Below are 16,851 nucleotides of genomic sequence, written 5' to 3' on the forward strand. Positions count from 1 at the left end.
TAGATAATTGTCGGTTTTTATAGATCAGATTGTAGTATAAATAACATCATTTGAATATTAAGAACAGCATACTGCAAAAATATACAAATCAGCCAGGGGGGGACACGAAGTGAAAAAGATTAATTTGACGATGCAAATCTTTATCGGTCTGGCTTTAGGTATTATTATTGGTGCCTTATTTTACGGCAATTCAGGGGTGGAAGTCTACTTAAAGCCAATCGGCGATATTTTCATCCGCTTGATCAAGATGATTGTCGTGCCTATTGTGATCTCAACGCTCATTATCGGCGTTGCCGGCGTGGGCGATATGAAAAAACTAGGTAAACTTGGCGGAAAGTCTATTCTGTACTTTGAGATTGTAACGACAATCGCCATCCTGTTCGGACTGCTTGTTGCTAATCTGGTTCGACCTGGTGACGGCGTGGACATGTCCCACCTGGCGAAGAGTGATATCCATTCCTATGTGGAGACTGCAGAGAAGTCAGGGCATAGCTTTATAGATACGATTGTGCATATTGTTCCTACCAATGTTATTCAAGCTCTGGGCGAGGGAGATATGCTCGCTATTATATTCTTCTCCGTACTGTTTGGACTAGGGGTAGCGGCGATTGGTGACAAGGGCAAGCCCGTGTTGAATTTCTTTGAGGGCGTAGCCGACGCCATGTTCTGGGTAACCAATCAGGTCATGCGCTTGGCTCCGTTCGGAGTATTCGCACTGATTGGAACGACAGTGGCCAAGTTTGGGTTGGCTTCATTATGGCCGTTATTGAAGCTTGTTTTGTCGGTGTACGGCTCCATGGCGCTGTTCATTGTGATTGTTTTTGGAATTATCGCCAAGCTTTGCGGTACCCGTCTCTGGACCATGATTAAAATTTTAAAGAGTGAGCTGCTGCTTGCATATTCGACGGCCAGTTCGGAAAGTGTTCTGCCTAAGATCATGGAGAAGATGGAGAAGTTCGGATGTCCTAAAGGAATTACGTCCTTTGTCATTCCGATTGGGTATTCTTTTAATCTGGACGGTTCCACCCTGTATCAGGCACTGGCTGCAATTTTCATTGCCCAAATGTACGGCATTGATCTGCCAATCACGACACAAATCACGCTGGTACTAGTACTGATTATTTCCTCCAAAGGTATTGCAGGTGTGCCGGGTGCTTCCTTTGTCGTTTTGCTCGCTACGCTTGGAGCAGTGAACCTCCCGCTGGAGGGTTTGGCTTTTATCGCTGGTATTGATCGCATTCTGGATATGGCGCGTACGGTAGTTAATGTATTAGGTAACTCGCTTGCTGCTGTGGTCATGTCCAAATGGGAAGGCCAATATGATAAAGAAAAAGGCGAGGAATACGTTGCTTCAATTAAATAAGATATAACGAACTGAATAGTTGACAGAAAGAGCACTTTTGCGCAGTAATGCAAAGGTGCTCTTTCTGTTTCCAGACCTGTTAGAATTCTTCCTTTTTCGACATTTTTCGATGATTTCTGTATGGAATTATAGGTATATGGACATGAAAAATAAGTCTTAATGCCTATATAATTAAAGATTTAATTATAATGATTCTTAATAAAATTCCGATATTAAATTATACCGTTTTATATATTGGCTTAGAAGGGAAGATCATGTATGTTTCTCAAGAAAAATGAGTCTCAATCACTTGCTCCTTTAGTAGAAGAAAGCCGCAAACTTTCACAAAGAATACAGCAAAAAGATTATTCTGCTGCAATACAGGTTTCCTCAGCTTCTCCTGAGGTTCAAGAAATCGCAAACAATGTTAACCAAGCGATAGAGTCCATGAAAAATGATGCTCAACATGTTGATATCCGTTTGAAGCTTGTTACCAAGGCTATAGAGATTGGCTTATGGGACATGGAGGTCATTGCGGGTGATCCTGTCAATCCAAGTAATACGTTCACATGGTCAGAAGAATTCCGTTCTATGCTGGGGTATCAGAGCGAAAAGGACTTCCCTAATGTATTAGATAGCTGGTCATCTCGGCTGCATCCCGAAGATTATGACAGGTCTTTGGCAGAATTGTCCAATCATTTACTGGACTATACGGGAAAAACGCCTTATGACGTACAGTATCGTTTGAAGCTGAAGCATGGGGAATACCGCTGGTTCCGGGCTACCGGAACAACGATCCGCGACCAGCAGGGAGTGCCGCTTCGGATTGCAGGCGCTCTGTTGGATGTGCATGATCAGAAGATTAAGTCTGAGGAGCTTCAGGCATTGGTTACAAGATACGATCTCATTAATCGTGTTTTGGTGGAGGCTCCATATGACGTCATTCTGGCTGATGGAGACATTGAGAACCCAGATAATATATTTTGGTGGTCCCAGCAATTCCGCCACACCTTGGGTTTCACGAATGAGCAGGACTTCCCAAGTGTACTGAGCAGTTGGAGCTCGCGTATACATCCTGACGATGCCGAGCATGCGTTTAAGGCTGTAGTTGATCATTTAAATGATTATTCAGATCGTACGCCATATGATATGGAGTGTCGCTTGCAAAGTAAAAATGGCGAATATCGCTGGTATCAAAACAGTGGAAGAAGCATACGCGATAGTAAGGGAGTACCTATTCGTATTGCCGGGACAATCCGTGATATAACTGTGGAAAAGGAAAAGCAGGCTGTTGCGGATGAACTCACGCTCAAAATCCAGCATCTCTCCGATTCCATTACGGAAATGGTGAATGGTGTTAATTCGGTTAGTAACCAGGCCCAGGAGCTGGCTACGGCTCAGGAGCAATCGACAGACGCAGCGAATCAAGCCAAAGTCAGTGCAGAAGAGACACAAAACATTTCCAACTTCATTAAAGAGATTGCAAATCAAACGAATCTGCTGGGTCTGAATGCTGCCATTGAGGCATCGCGTGCGGGCGAGCAGGGGCGGGGTTTTGCGGTAGTCGCAGATGAAGTGAGAAAACTCGCTATTCACAGTGCTGATGCGACCGGAAATATCGAGACCAGTCTGGACGAAATGAAGACACTCATCGAGCGTATTCTGCACAATATCGGAAATATGTCTACGCTGACACAAACACAAGCCGCGCTAACACAGCAAGTGAATGCATCTACAGACGAGATCAACAGCATGTCCAAAGCTTTGTTGGATTTCGCGAGAACGATGTAAGGCTTCATGTAGAAATGAGGCCGGGCCTTAGGCGCGGTCTCTTTACTGTTTTTGGAAGATGAACTATACTTTTCGAGGATAGATCTAAAAATCACCTCATAGTAACTTTATGTGGAAAAGAGGAATATACTTGAGCTTACTTAGTTCAATATTGGTCGGAATTGTAGCTCTGGAGCATGTGTACATTCTAATATTGGAAATGTTTCTGTGGACGACTCCGCGGGCGATGCGTACGTTCGGCACCTCGAAGGAACTGGCAGGAGTGACCAAATCCTTGGCTGCAAATCAGGGGCTGTACAATGGCTTTTTGGCAGCCGGATTGGTGTGGGGCTTGTTCTATCCGGATACTGTAATCGGGCGGCAAATCCAATTATTCTTTGTCATTTGTGTGGTAGTGGCTGCGGTATATGGTGCATTAACTGCCAATAAGTCTATTTTATTAAAGCAAGGTCTGCCTGCCTTCCTGGCACTAATCAGTTTGTGGATTTTCTGAAGACACCCTTAACGGGTGTCTTTTTCTAGATTCGATCACATAATGTCTGGAATGCTAATGACAAGGGGAATAAACAGTTTTTGACCGATTGTAAATCCGACTATTCCGATTTATAATAAATTCATTACATACTAAGAGGACACGGGGGCTAGAGCGATGCGTCGTAATTTGACTGGTGTATTGGTATTCATTGTATTGATGTTGGTTGTAAGTGCATGCTCCGGCGGGAATTCTGGATCTACGTCTGAGACGAATGGGAATACGCCCGACACAGCTACCACAACAGCTGATAACGGACAGCCTAAAGATGGTGGCAGCCTGATCATTGGCGTACAAGCTGATCCGGTGGTGCTGAATCCGAATTATGCGGGTGATCGGGTAAGTCTGACGATAGACCAGGCGATATTCGCACCATTGTTTCAGGTGAACAATGGCAAAAAGACATTTTATTTGGCAGACAGTCTGACTCCTTCAGCAGATAAGCTGACTTATACACTAAAACTTAAAAAAGATCTGACTTGGCATGATGGCGAGAAGCTGACAGCTGACGATGTTGTTTTCACCATTAACAAAATTTTGGACGAGAAGCAGCACAGCTTTTTGAGAAGTAATTTTATGGTTAATGGCAAACCGGTTCAGGCGAGCAAGGTTGATGATACAACGGTGGATTTCAAGCTGCCTCAGCCAGCTCCTGCTTTTGAGGCAGCATTGGTACAGGTATCCCCGATTCCGAAGCACATTTTCGAGAATGAAGCAGATATTGAGAAAAGCACGAAAAACAACTCTCCGATTGGATCAGGCCCTTTCAAATTTAAAGAGTACAAAACCGGTGAGTACGTTACACTCGAACGGTTCGATAACTATGTTGGTGGAAAGCCGCATCTGGATTCAGTAACATACCGGATTGTTAAAGATTCAAATGCTGCGAATTTGGCCCTTCAAAATGGTGAGATTAATGTAAACTATCTCGATCCGCAAAACGTGGAGACCATTAAAGCAACAGAAAAGTTTGACATTTTTCCTTACAGTGAAGGTCGCTTGGCTTACCTGATGTTTAATGAAAACAGTGATACGAAGCAGTTGAACAAAAAAGAAGTGCGTCAGGCGCTTTCTTACGCACTGAATCAGGACGAATTGATTCAAGTATCCTATGGCTCCAAGGATTATGCAGACACTGCGAAATCTGCTTTGACACAGGATGTACTGTATCACACGAACGACGTTGCATTTTTCAATAATGATGTGAACAAGGCAAAAGAGCTGCTGAAATCGGCTGGCGCTGAAGGACTGAAGCTGCGCATTATCATTCCGGGCGGCAACAAGGTACAGGAAGCACAAGCACTCTATATCCAGCAGAAGCTCAAGGACATAGGCGTTCAGTTGGACGTGAACAGCATGGATTCATCGGCATGGTCGCAGAAGTTCGTCGATACGAATGCCAAGGACTTCGACCTGGCGATCAGCGGCTATATCATGGGGTATGACCCTGACGCGTATCGTATTTTGTATAGCACCGGATCGTCCTCCAACTATTCGCATTATTCAAATAAAGAAGTGGATAAACTGCTGGAAGAGGGCGCGGGTGAGTCGGATACGACTAAACGTGGAGAAATTTATAAAAAGGTACAAGAGCTGCTGGCTGAGGATGCTGTCATCTATCCGATTGCTTACACCAAGACTATTGTAGCTTTCGACAAGCAGTATGGCGGTATTGATCAGGCTGTGCTGAAGCCGGTCGTGATTTTCGAGGATTTGTCCAAAATTTATCACAAATAAGACAGGGTTTTCAAAAATAAGCTGGGCTAACCAGCTTATTTTTTTCGAAAACAGCAAGGGGAAGGGAAACGTATGAGACAACTCATCGCCAGAAGGTTGCTGCAAGTTATACCGATGCTATTTTTTGTGTCCATCGTCTGCTTCGGCTTGATCAAGCTGGCTCCAGGTGATCCGGTTCTCTCTTTTGTTACACCGAATATGCATCTGGAAGACATTGAACGAATGAGGCATAGCTTGGGGCTGGACCAGCCCGCTTATGTGCAATACATATTATGGCTTAAAAAGAGTCTAACGGGTGATCTCGGCTACTCGCTAATTAATCACCAGCCTGTGCTGGATCAGATTCTCGATCGTCTGCCGGCTACAGCCGGGTTGATGGGCGCCTCCATCATACTGGCTGTGCTGATTGCCATTCCACTCGGTTTGACGGCGGCGGCGAATCGGAATCGCTGGATCGACAAGCTCATTAATCTGATGTCGTACATCGGAATTTCTGTTCCGCTATTTTGGCTCGGTATTTTACTTATTTATTTGTTTGCGATTTATCTGCATTGGCTTCCGAGTACAGGAATGCGTACCATCGGTACGGACTCGGTGCTAGATGTAATCAAGCATGGGATTTTACCATGTTTTGTACTGGCCTTCGGCTTTTTGTCTGTGTATGTGAGGTACATCCGTTCCAGCACGATTACGCAGCTCAAGGAAGAGTATGTGCAGATTCAATACGCGTTCGGATCTGGAAAAAGACTGGTTTTGTTTCGACATGTGCTTAAGCATGTGCTGTTGCCCATCATTACGCTGCTTGGAATGTCGGTTGCGGACCTAGTGGCTGGAGCCATTGTGACGGAGACGGTATTTTCCTGGCCGGGCATTGGCTCGCTGGGCATGACGGCGGTGAAAGGGATGGATTACCCCGTCATCATGGGGATTACTTTATTTTCTGCTCTGCTGCTGATCCTGGGTAATCTGCTTGCGGATATCTTGTACAGCATTGCGGACCCGAGAATTAAATCAACGAGGTGAATTCATGAATCGGAGCAAATGGCGCAACATCGGGATTGAGCTGATGACGAGCAAAATGGGCGCCGTCGCCCTCATACTATTGATCGTATTCTCGCTGGGGGCGATTTTCGCATTTTTATCGCCGCAGGACCCGAATAAGTTGAACGTGCTGGAGCGTCTCCAACCACCGGGAGCGGCACACTGGTTTGGGACGGATGATTATGGGCGGGACTATTTTACAAGAGCACTGTACGGCGGACGTGTATCATTGCTGGTAGGCTTCGCGTCCATGATTATTGCGACCAGTATTGGTGCAGTGGTAGGTATTGTGAGCGGATATTTTGGAGGATGGATCGATAATCTGCTTATGCGGGTTTTGGAGCTAATCATGTCGATTCCGTCTTTCCTGGTTATTTTGCTGCTGAGTGTGTTTTTGAAGCCGGGCGTCGGCAATATCATTGTCATTATCGCCCTGCTCATGTGGATGAACATCGCCCGGGTGGTCCGCGCAGAGACGATGACGCTGCGCGAACGGGAGTATGTGCTGTACGCCAAAGCTTCGGGACAAAGTACGTTTGGTATTATTATGAAGCACATCGTACCGAATCTGATTCCGGTAATTATCGTAGGGGCGACGAACAATATCGCTTCAGCGATTATGATGGAATCGTCACTGAGCTTCCTCGGCTTTGGGGTTCAGCTGCCGAACGCTACGTGGGGCAGTATGCTGAATAATGCCCAAGGATATATTGCACAGGCCCCATATATGGCATTATTCCCGGGTTTGCTTATTTTACTGACTGTGTTGAGCTTTAATGTTTTGGGAGATGTGCTGCGTGTAGGCTTTGAACCCAAATTAGTAAAACGATGATTTACAGTTTCATAGATTCATAGTACAGGCCCATTACAAATGGCTCCAGGAGCGACAGGAAGGAGCGAAAACACGATGACAGAACATCTACTGTCCGTCGAACAGCTGGAGGTCTCCTTTTTCACTCGTGAAGGGGAAAATCAGGCAGTTCGAGGGGTTAGTTTTCATATTGATGCTGGAGAAACGGTAGGAATCGTAGGGGAATCCGGCAGCGGCAAAAGTGTTACAGCGAAAGCGATCATGTCGATGATTGCCCCGCCGGGCAAGCGGCTGAACGGCGATATCCGTTATCGGGGACAAAGTCTGACCGCTCTGACGGAAAAGCAATGGCGCAAAATACGCGGAAACCAGATTGCGATGGTCTTTCAGGACCCGATGACTTCGCTGAATCCGGTCAAAAAGGTTGGCTATCACCTGATCGAGGTGATTCGCAGACATCGAGGACTGAGCAAGGAAGCGGCTACGCAAGCAACTGTAGAACTGCTGCGACAAGTAGGCATTACCGAGCCGGAGCGCCGAATGAACCAATACCCGCATCAATTCAGCGGCGGGATGCGCCAGCGGGTGATGATTGCTATGGCGCTCTCGTGCAGCCCGGAGCTGCTGATTGCAGATGAGCCGACTACAGCGCTGGACGTGACGATTCAGGCGCAAATCTTGGAGTTGCTCAAGACGTTGAAGCAGCAATCCGACATGTCGATTGCTCTAATCACCCATGATCTGGGCGTCGTCGCCCAAGTGTGCAGCCGTGTCATCGTCATGTACGGCGGCATGGTGATGGAGGAGGGGCGCGTGGACGATATCTTCTACCGTCCGGGCCACCCGTATACGCAGGGCCTGCTGCGTTCTGTGCCCCAGCGCACGAACGGCTTCCGCGAGCGGCTGGTGCCGATTGAGGGCACGCCGCCGGACCTGCTGAACCCGCCATCGGGCTGTCCGTTCATGGAACGGTGCCCGCATGCGTTTGCGCGCTGTGTGGAGCGGCCGCCGATGGTGGAGCTGCGCCCGGATCAGCGAGCAGCCTGCTGGTTGAACGAGCCGGACGCGATGCCTGCTGGAGTCTACGAGACGCCCGAAGCGAGCCATGCGGAAGGGGGGAATAACGGTGAGTGAAGCAAACGATGGATTGGGTGAGCATCAGCCATTGGTAGAGGTACACCAGCTTAAGAAGCATTTTGTGACCGCAAAGGATTTGTTAGGGCGTAGCTCTGAGGTGCTCAAGGCGGTGGATGGCGTAAGCTTTCAAATCAAGCGTGGCGAGACGTTTGGACTGGTCGGTGAGTCGGGTAGTGGGAAATCAACGGTTGGACGCTGTCTGACACGGTTATACGATTATACAGAAGGTACGGTAGGCTTTGACGGTCAGGATATTTCCAAGCTGAACGACAAACAGCTCAAGCCGCTACGTCGCCGCATTCAGAGCATTTTTCAGGACCCATATTCCTCTCTTAATCCGGGTATGAACGTGCTTGACCTGATCGGTGAGCCGATGGATATTCACAGATTGCATCAGGGGAGTGAGCGTAAGGATGCTGTAGTGGCTTTGCTTGAAAAGGTAGGGCTGAAACGGGAGCATCTATATCGCTACTCACACGAGTTTAGTGGCGGACAACGCCAGCGGATTTCCATCGCTCGTGCTCTGTCTGTGAACCCCGAGTTCATCGTCTGTGACGAGCCGATTTCCGCACTCGATGTGTCCATCCAGGCGCAGGTCATTAACACGCTGGAGGATCTCCAGCAGGAGTTCGGGCTGACGTATCTGTTCATCGCCCACGACTTGTCGATGGTGCGGCATATTTCAGACCGAATCGGTGTGATGTACCATGGGCGACTGGTAGAAGTAGCCGACGCAGATGAGTTGTATGAGCAGCCCGCTCACCCTTATACGCAGGCGTTGCTGTCCTCCATCCCTGTGCCTGATCCGAGAGCAGTCGGAGAGCGGGAGGGACTGGGGGGAGGCTTGGCCCAACCAGACGGTTCATTAGTATGGGACAAGGATAGCAACAGTGCAACCGAGCTGAGAGAAATCAGTCCCGGCCATTATGTAGCATACCCGGTTAACCGTTAGGGTTAAGATCGGTTGTACGATGTGCATGACCCAAAGGAGGCAAAAAACGATGACTGAATCGACGAAAAGAGTACGTATTTCCCAATGGGACGCGCTCTTGCTGGAATCATTACGCTCTTTAGGCTGGTCCCAAGAGGAATTAATCCGTCGGGTGCAGCAAAATGAGCTGCCAACGGACGGACCATCCGGTTTTGATTATACAGAGCTTGTCACCGGGCTGGCGTCCCAAGAGCCGGAGGTGTTTGTCAGCGCGGTAACGGACGGATACCAGATCAAGTATAATACGATCCGGGGCATTCGTTCGTGGATTGCCGTTGCGTTCGGGCGGGAGCCTGAGTTGTCACTGGAGGAAGGAAGCGAAGCCGTTACATCCGAACTGACGAAGGCTGAGTATGATCGGTTAGAACGGGTACTTTCATTAGGCTGGGTTATCCAGGAAGTACGTCTCGCGGCTGGCGAGACTTCAGGATTATACCGAATTGTACCTGCTTCACAGACGAATTAAATCCTGGGGATGAAGTAATATACTTTACCAGAAATTGAAACGAGCTGACCGCGGAGGCCAGCTCGTTTTTTAATGCAATCCTTCTTCATCTTTTTTATTCAGCATAACCAGACTATTGTGAATGATTCGTGTCATGCAGTAAAAGAAGGCCATTCTGGTGGTTTGCATAATAGCTCCCAACAACATGGACATCGATTCCATTTGGGAAAAATGTAAGATAAGAATCCGGTTAATAATTCCTTCACCCAACCAGACAAAATATAGCGGAACAATCATCTTTTGAATATAACGAGCTTTACGCTCCAATTCGGGGTGGAGCGCAAAGTACCTATAAATATGGGTGAATGTATTGGAGAATCCCCACAAGTTAATAAAAGGAATCATGCGAGCAATGGCTCCCACGGTACGAATTGGATAATCGGAATGCTTTTGTCGGATGGCTTTATGTACTTGCACTAACCAGATTAGATAGGTTACAAAACACATGTAATACAGAACAAAGCTAAAAACGGTGAATTTTTGCTCCAACTCGTATAGATGATCATAATAAAAATCATTTGCGTAAATATACACTAACGTAAAAATAAGGATAATAAATTCACCTATAGTGCCCACCGCTAGCAAGGCTTGGTGTACGCTGCCAGCTGTCTTGGATGGAAATGCTTTGGAATCTGATTCATTCAAGATGTACTTCCTCCCAGTCTAGTTGCTTCAAATACACGATAGCATCCTCCAGTGTTTCTACGGGGATAATGCGCAGCTTGAGTCCATGCTCCTTTTGGACTCGGGCAGCCTCTGCTTCGTTGCCTTCCTCCCCATACCATTCATAATCTGCCGGTACGAAAAATAGATCAACCTTTGCCGCCTCGGCTCCCAGCAGCTTTTGCTCCAGCCCGCCGACCGATCCGACATCTCCGTATTCTTCCATCGTGCCAGAGCCTGCAATTTTGTGACGTCCGCCATCTGAAAAGTCGATGTTATTGGCTTCCTCATACAGTCCGATGCCTGTCATCAGTCCCAAGGAATTTCCCGCAAGATCCTGCAAATGAGTCAATAACTCCGCATAGCGAGCATCCTCCAATTTGCTAAGATTCGAGAAAGTTGTTGAATCACCACCTGTTTCGCTGTCTACACTTAATTCCGTCGCTGCATGTACAGCTTGCATAGCAGAATATTTTAGCGTGTCCGTCTCTGAAAGGTCCTTCAAATAAGAGTCCACTTCATCAGGGGCAATGGGTTCAAACTTAATCGCACCCCCGGATACATTTTCACTGGAATATACATTCCAACGCTCCAGGAGATTGTTAGCAATACCCGTTTGAACAGACGCAAAAAACACGCTTCCCTGAACGCCAAGATCTTTGACCGGATGCATTTCTCCTTGCAAAATATACTGTGCAGGCATAGGCCGTGTTCCAATAAAGGCGGCGATAGCCGGGATCAGCAGCAGCGCGAAGATGAGTATACGTTCTTTGTTAATGCCAAATATCTTTTTGAGGAGATATGGATTACGGCTTGGCACCTCATTCACAACCTTTCCATCTTTTCTCATACGGATATCATCGGTTGAAAAGATTAGAAAGGTTACATTTTTCACCATAAATGACCGATATGAGTATAGTGATATTCGTATTTTATGATAAAAAAGGAAAGGGGACCTTTTAAATCTGATGAGTGAACAAGAAGAAATACATGTGGGTGAACGTGGAGGTGGAACGATTGCCGCTGAACCGCACGCACCACGTCCATTAAGAATTGTTTTGACCTTGGTTGCAGGATTGGCTTTATTGATTCTTGGTTTGTTTCTGTCGCTAATCACAGGTATATTTCCTATCAGCTATGCAGAGGTATGGGAAGTGTTGTTTTCTTCAAATCCCGATCCCACATTAAAGGAAGTTATATACCAAATTCGTATGCCATTTGCATTGGATATGTTGTTGCTTGGTGGATGTCTGGCTGTTTCAGGTACTCTTTTACAATTACGAACAGCTAATCGCTTTGCATCACCAACCTTAACCGGACTTATGCCTGGGGCAATGGTAGGGCTATGTGTTGTCCTTTTACTTGGGATGGACATAGATTCCTTTGGTAGTATGGCTCTTTGTATTGCAGGAGCGATATTAGGGGGATTCATTGTATTTACATTGAATAAAATACGTTTCATTCGAGGACGGTCTGCAGGAGTTCATTTATTCATGATTGGTTTCATTATTGATGTTGTCCTTCGTTCAACATTGGGATTTATTATGTTAATTGGAGAATATGGAAAATACCAGCAAGAGTGGGCAATCTCTCAGGGAGGTTGGGGAATAAGAGAAGGATCGTTCACGTTTTGGCTTGCATTGCTGACAATTCTCGTTGTGTGTTCTGTGTTTGCATTCCCCAAGCAGCTAAGTCCGTTATACATTCCCTTCGCGATTGTGTTGACCGCCGTTACTGTGTGGGCATGTGGTACCATCGGATATATAGGACTTATTGTGCCTTATTTCATGCGTTATATGATAGGAAACCGTCCGCGGCTTCTCATTTTGGGCTCTGTCTTTTGGGGGAGCGGTCTGTTGATGCTGGCCAAAGTCATTTCCTCTAAAATCAACGAGCCGGTTGGGTCTTCCGTAACCCCGGTGTTGGCCTGTATCGGCATTCCCTTTCTGATCTTTATGGTGTGGATAGAATGGAAAAGAAGCTCTCTGCTTGAAAGCAGTTGATTTTGAACGAGAAAACTCCTGCCAGATCACTGAACTGTTATCATGGTGCTCTGTTAAATCATCAGAAGCTCTTTTTTTATGCTATATTTTATACATAAAAAATTAGAGTTGAGGTGCAGCATGACATCAATGACTATTGTCGATCCAACCGTCAAACCAGGATTAATGGCTTTTCAGGCAAGCACTGAAGATCAGGAGCAGGTTCAGGAGTTAATTTTAAAGACGGCTAGATGGCTGCACAGCAAGGGTTCCACGCAATGGGGCAAATTACTAAAAGGAGAAGATGATCACAATCTAGGCGGCGCTATTGCACGCGGAGAAGTGGTTATTTTCCGAGCATCAGAGGATCATGGCTTGGCAGGCGCAGTGATCTTGCAGCAGCAGCCCAGTGCATGGGACCGTAAGTTGTGGGGATTAGACGAAACGGATTCTGAAGGAGGAACCTCCGTATATCTGCATCGTTTGGTTGTGAATCGCGATAACACTGGGAAGGGACTGGGCAGTGAGCTCATGCAGTGGATTGAGCAAGGCATCCGCTTCGCAGGCAAGGATCGAATCCGTTTAGACTGTATTGCGGGCAACGACAAGCTTAGCGAGTTTTACAAACAATGCGGCTATACTTATATAGGCGAAACGAACGGCTATAATACTTTTGAAAAGATGCTAATAAAGTCATAGAAAACTGAATCATACTGAAGGAAGACGAAAGAAGGAAGCAGGTGATCTGCATTCTTCTTTTTTTGTTGTGCAGCCTTTACTTTCCCTTGATCGCTGTCATATCAGAGCCCTCCAAAAGAAAAAATTTATATAAAAATGAAAATGGGAATATCGTGTCTCCCCCTTCTACATATGATGATAGGGAAAGTTTTGTAAACGCTTCAAAAAAGGATGACATACAACCATGCGAAGCTACAGGAGGCGGTTAAAGTGGACGATTACATGAGCTGGATAAAGATTGGATTTTTCCTCATCGTTCTGTTTTTACTTGCAGCGGCATGCAGTACCTCTCCCAAAATAGAGAACACAGACGGACAAAAAGTGCGGCTTACGATGCAGGCTTGGGGTAATCCTGCGGAGGTAAAGGTGTATCAGCGGGCACTGGATGCATTTGAAAAGGAAAACCCGAATATCGAGGTTAAGCTGGTGCCTGTACCGGGAGACCAATATGAGCAAAAGCTGTTAACACAGCTTCAGGGAAGTCGCGGCCCGGATGTGTTTTATTCGTATGAACCAACGATTGCGCGTTTGATTGGGGCGAAGCAGGTACAGCCTTTGGGTGAGTTTTTAAAAAGTGATGCGAGTGATGTGAAGGATAAGGATTTTCCAGAAGGATTGTGGGGACCGGCAAAGCGTGATGGGGAAATCTATGGGGTCACTCCCGACTCAAACCCGATGATCATGTATTACAACAAAAAGGTATTCAAGGAAGCAGGCGTGAAGACGCCGCAAGAATACTATGACGAAGGCAAGTGGAACTGGGATGCCTTTGAGGAGGTTACATCTAAGCTGAAGGCAGCTGGAAAGCAGGGTTATATTGCGGAAAACTGGTGGGCTCACTGGTATTCATGGGTGTGGTCGAATGGCGGTCAGATTTTTGATGAACAAGGCAAATATGTGCTGGACCACAATGAAAAGGGCAAGGAAGCCTTCAGTTTTATGTACGATATGGTGAAAAAGGGAAATGCGGTATATCTCGGATCACTTCCCAAAGGGCAAGGGGCTGACGCGATGTTCATGTCCAATCAAGTCGGTATGCTGGCGGCGGGAAGATGGCTGGAGCCCTTGTTTAGTCAAAATAAAAGCCTCGACTTTGATTATATCTACTGGCCATCCAATACCGGAAAGAATGAGCCCGTTGCCATTCCGGTTGCCTATGTAGCTGTAAATAAAAATAGTCCGCATGTGCAAGAGGCCATGAAGCTGGCAGCATTCTACGTCTCTGTGAAGGGGCAGGAGGCGCGGCTGGTTGAAGGTGGGAATGCCATGGGTACGCTTGCTGCCGCAGATGAGAGCATTATGAAAAAGGCGACCATTGAGCATTCAAGCTATTTGACCGAGGGACGTAACATAGGGCATGCTCATGGATCTGCATTGGCCTATGATGCTCAGGTGCCGGGGTTGAACTCGAATATCACGGAGACCATCGACCTGATGTTCTTGGGCAAGCAGGATGCTGGGGCAACCATTGAAAAGTTGAATCAGATCATATCCAAGGCGGTCAAGTAGGCACGGGATGACCCGTGACCAGGGAGGAAGGTGACCAGATGCAGAAAAAGCATCAAGCGCTGTGGGGCTGCCTTTTCATTGGCCCCCAGCTTCTTGGTCTGTTATGCTTTTGCTAAAATCTGAAGATGAATTGCCCGTCCCCGTCATAGAATCACATATCAAGCAATTCGGCAAAGTACCGCAGGCTGTAGCCACCGACCGTATTGACGAGAAGCGACTTTCGCTATTTTTGGATAGAGTAGTGAAGCGAAAAAAACGGAGCGAGTGTTTACTATCATAGCAGAGTCCACGATAAATTGTGTTCGTCAAAGTGATTTAGTTATTAGGTTGTTACAATTTTATCCAGATACATAGGTCATATGTGATTGCAAAATCTAAAATCTACAGAGTAAAAATAACTTATCCATATTCCGTCGATATTTTTAATGGTCATGAGATTACCAATCTTCCCGTGAGCAGAAATTATATTAATAACCTGCTTGAGGTATACTCAGATGATGTATTGCAGTGAATATTATGAATCATCAGAGAGGCATGCCCAAATGAATGGAGGGTGCCGCGAAACAGCTAATTGACAGCTGATTTGCGACACCCTCTTTTAGTTGTCCGGACGGAAATGTACTCGTATTTCGTGCTGTTTACGTCATCAACATACTATCTACGCCAGTCCATTGGAATTTCTTCTGTACTATTTGATAATCTAGACACAATAGAAGAAACGATTGACTCATATTCAAAACTACGAGAGGAGAATGCGAGTGAAATAGACTTTTACGTTATGACGTCTTGGCAATCACTCAGGGCGAGGTGCGGCTGGCCCAAGCCCAATTGAGCAGAGCCAATTCAGCGCTACCTCATGCAGCACGTTGATGTTGTCTACCTGACAGTGTTCTAATCCGCCAAGTCGTCTATCCTCTATCGGGAAGAACGTCTTGTTTTTCGAACCCGCTTGCTCATAATTTTTCAAGGCTTGTGTCAGCGGATTTGGCTGAACCAATATCTCTTCCGCTCCGTGCATTACAAGAAGCGGACATTCTATCTGGTGGAGCACGCCCTCAAGATCATAGGCAAAACGCGGATTACCCGCAAAGTCCTCCAAGCTTTTTGCCCCCAGAATTCTCATGCCATGTGCGGCCAGACTCGATGGCATCCATTTAAGCATTGCATCCCAATCAAAGGCGTGCGTACCGCCGTCGGAGATGACGGCAGCAATCCTGTGATCGAACGAAGCGAATCGCAAAGAGTCGTAAGCTGCAAAACTCTCACCGTGCACGATAATCTTATCGGGATCGACTTCCGGCCGCGTTAGAAGAAAGTCGATTGCTCGGGAATGGAAAGCCTCACTGTCCGCTCGTCTTCCTTTTCCCTTTTCGTACAGCGAGAGGCCGGTGCCAGGCTGGTCATAGACCAGAAAGTTATATCCACACGAAATAAAAGCGGGACCTAGCCAGAAATAGTTTTCAATGGACCACTCGTCGCCACCGTTGAGAGCAAAAAGGGTCGGCTTCGGACCTTTTATCCAGGAAGGGGAGAAGAAGTAACCATCCAGCTTGACATCTTCGTAATCGATTTGGATCTTCTCCGGTTGGACATCGAAGTACTTTCCGGCAGCTTCGAAGAGTTCATTTACTTTCTTAAATACACGGATTTTCTCGGTGTCATCATCCATCACCGAATATTCCGCAATTCTGTAGTAATTGCAGGCACGAATGTAGCAGTTTCGTGCTGTATACCAGTTTCCAGCCGTTTCGGCCTCCTTGCCGTGTCTTTCCAATGCCTGAGCCGTTATGAGCCATTCCCTGTGCCACGTTTCCTTGTCTTCGGGGTCGATTTTTTTGCAGGCCTCGTAGATCTCGGTGACGTCCGTAGCACCGAGGCTTGCCATACCTAAAGCTTTGGTGACTTGGTATGACATCATGTAGTGATTGGGCCAACGGCTGAACTCAATTGACATTGTAACAGCCTCCTTTTCCAGTTCTAGTTATTGTAGTTTTTTTGCTACAAGTAATTTTTACAACACAAAGATAAAGCTTTTTTAAAAGAAAAATAAATGTTTGTAAAGAGAATATAAA

General features: G+C 46.6%; 15 protein-coding genes. 12 read left to right on the forward strand and 3 right to left on the reverse strand.

What is annotated here, in order from left to right:
- Positions 1-109 precede the first annotated feature (109 nt).
- From NSQ68_RS01325 to NSQ68_RS01365, 9 genes are all read left to right on the forward strand, one after another.
- Entirely contained in the window at positions 110-1,363 is a 1,254-nt protein-coding gene (locus tag NSQ68_RS01325) for a cation:dicarboxylase symporter family transporter (RefSeq protein ID WP_029516893.1), read from the forward strand.
- Between the two features lie 258 nt (positions 1,364-1,621).
- Positions 1,622-3,133 (forward strand): PAS domain-containing protein, encoded by a 1,512-nt coding sequence (locus NSQ68_RS01330; RefSeq protein ID WP_342427728.1) that lies wholly within the window; start codon positions 1,622-1,624, stop codon positions 3,131-3,133.
- Positions 3,134-3,263: 130 nt separating this feature from the next.
- Complete coding sequence (locus tag NSQ68_RS01335) at positions 3,264-3,626, forward strand: DUF1304 domain-containing protein (protein ID WP_342427729.1); 363 nt, start codon at positions 3,264-3,266, stop codon at positions 3,624-3,626.
- A gap of 156 nt (positions 3,627-3,782) precedes the next feature.
- The gene (locus NSQ68_RS01340) at positions 3,783-5,402 is read left to right on the forward strand and encodes an ABC transporter substrate-binding protein (RefSeq protein ID WP_342427730.1); all 1,620 of its coding nucleotides are present in this window, start codon (positions 3,783-3,785) and stop codon (positions 5,400-5,402) included.
- A 72-nt stretch (positions 5,403-5,474) separates the two neighbouring features.
- Positions 5,475-6,425 (forward strand): ABC transporter permease, encoded by a 951-nt coding sequence (locus NSQ68_RS01345; protein WP_023986565.1) that lies wholly within the window; start codon positions 5,475-5,477, stop codon positions 6,423-6,425.
- 4 nt (positions 6,426-6,429) lie between these two features.
- Positions 6,430-7,275, forward strand: a complete 846-nt coding sequence (locus NSQ68_RS01350; RefSeq protein ID WP_013308329.1) for an ABC transporter permease — start codon at positions 6,430-6,432, stop codon at positions 7,273-7,275.
- 75 nt (positions 7,276-7,350) lie between these two features.
- Positions 7,351-8,388 carry an ABC transporter ATP-binding protein gene (locus NSQ68_RS01355; RefSeq protein WP_342427731.1) on the forward strand — a complete coding sequence of 346 codons (1,038 nt, stop codon included), beginning with the start codon at positions 7,351-7,353 and terminating at the stop codon, positions 8,386-8,388.
- Positions 8,360-9,343: an ATP-binding cassette domain-containing protein gene (locus NSQ68_RS01360; RefSeq protein WP_342427732.1), complete on the forward strand. Its 984-nt coding sequence runs from the start codon at positions 8,360-8,362 to the stop codon at positions 9,341-9,343. Before NSQ68_RS01355 ends, NSQ68_RS01360 begins: the two co-directional genes overlap by 29 nt.
- Before the next feature lie 49 nt (positions 9,344-9,392).
- Entirely contained in the window at positions 9,393-9,848 is a 456-nt protein-coding gene (locus NSQ68_RS01365) for a hypothetical protein (protein WP_342427733.1), read from the forward strand.
- A gap of 69 nt (positions 9,849-9,917) precedes the next feature.
- On the opposite strand, the gene NSQ68_RS01370 is transcribed toward NSQ68_RS01365, so the two are convergent.
- Together NSQ68_RS01370 and NSQ68_RS01375 are read right to left on the reverse strand one after the other, a co-directional pair.
- On the reverse strand, positions 9,918-10,532 hold the full coding sequence (locus NSQ68_RS01370) for a hypothetical protein (RefSeq protein WP_342427734.1): 615 nt from the start codon (positions 10,530-10,532) through the stop codon (positions 9,918-9,920).
- Positions 10,525-11,400: a hypothetical protein gene (locus NSQ68_RS01375; RefSeq protein ID WP_342427735.1), complete on the reverse strand. Its 876-nt coding sequence runs from the start codon at positions 11,398-11,400 to the stop codon at positions 10,525-10,527. Before NSQ68_RS01375 ends, NSQ68_RS01370 begins: the two co-directional genes overlap by 8 nt.
- Positions 11,401-11,518: 118 nt before the next feature.
- On the opposite strand from NSQ68_RS01375, the gene NSQ68_RS01380 reads away from it, so the two are divergent.
- From NSQ68_RS01380 to NSQ68_RS01390, 3 genes are all read left to right on the forward strand, one after another.
- On the forward strand, positions 11,519-12,553 hold the full coding sequence (locus NSQ68_RS01380) for an iron ABC transporter permease (protein ID WP_342427736.1): 1,035 nt from the start codon (positions 11,519-11,521) through the stop codon (positions 12,551-12,553).
- 120 nt (positions 12,554-12,673) lie between these two features.
- Positions 12,674-13,231: a GNAT family N-acetyltransferase gene (locus NSQ68_RS01385; RefSeq protein WP_342427737.1), complete on the forward strand. Its 558-nt coding sequence runs from the start codon at positions 12,674-12,676 to the stop codon at positions 13,229-13,231.
- 249 nt (positions 13,232-13,480) lie between these two features.
- On the forward strand, positions 13,481-14,779 hold the full coding sequence (locus NSQ68_RS01390) for a sugar ABC transporter substrate-binding protein (RefSeq protein ID WP_342427738.1): 1,299 nt from the start codon (positions 13,481-13,483) through the stop codon (positions 14,777-14,779).
- Between the two features lie 793 nt (positions 14,780-15,572).
- On the opposite strand, the gene NSQ68_RS01395 is transcribed toward NSQ68_RS01390, so the two are convergent.
- Complete coding sequence (locus NSQ68_RS01395) at positions 15,573-16,733, reverse strand: alpha/beta hydrolase (protein ID WP_342427739.1); 1,161 nt, start codon at positions 16,731-16,733, stop codon at positions 15,573-15,575.
- Positions 16,734-16,851 lie beyond the last annotated feature (118 nt).

The sequence above is a fragment of the Paenibacillus sp. FSL L8-0158 genome (assembly GCF_038592965.1).
In the GTDB taxonomy this organism is placed as follows: domain Bacteria; phylum Bacillota; class Bacilli; order Paenibacillales; family Paenibacillaceae; genus Paenibacillus; species Paenibacillus polymyxa_D.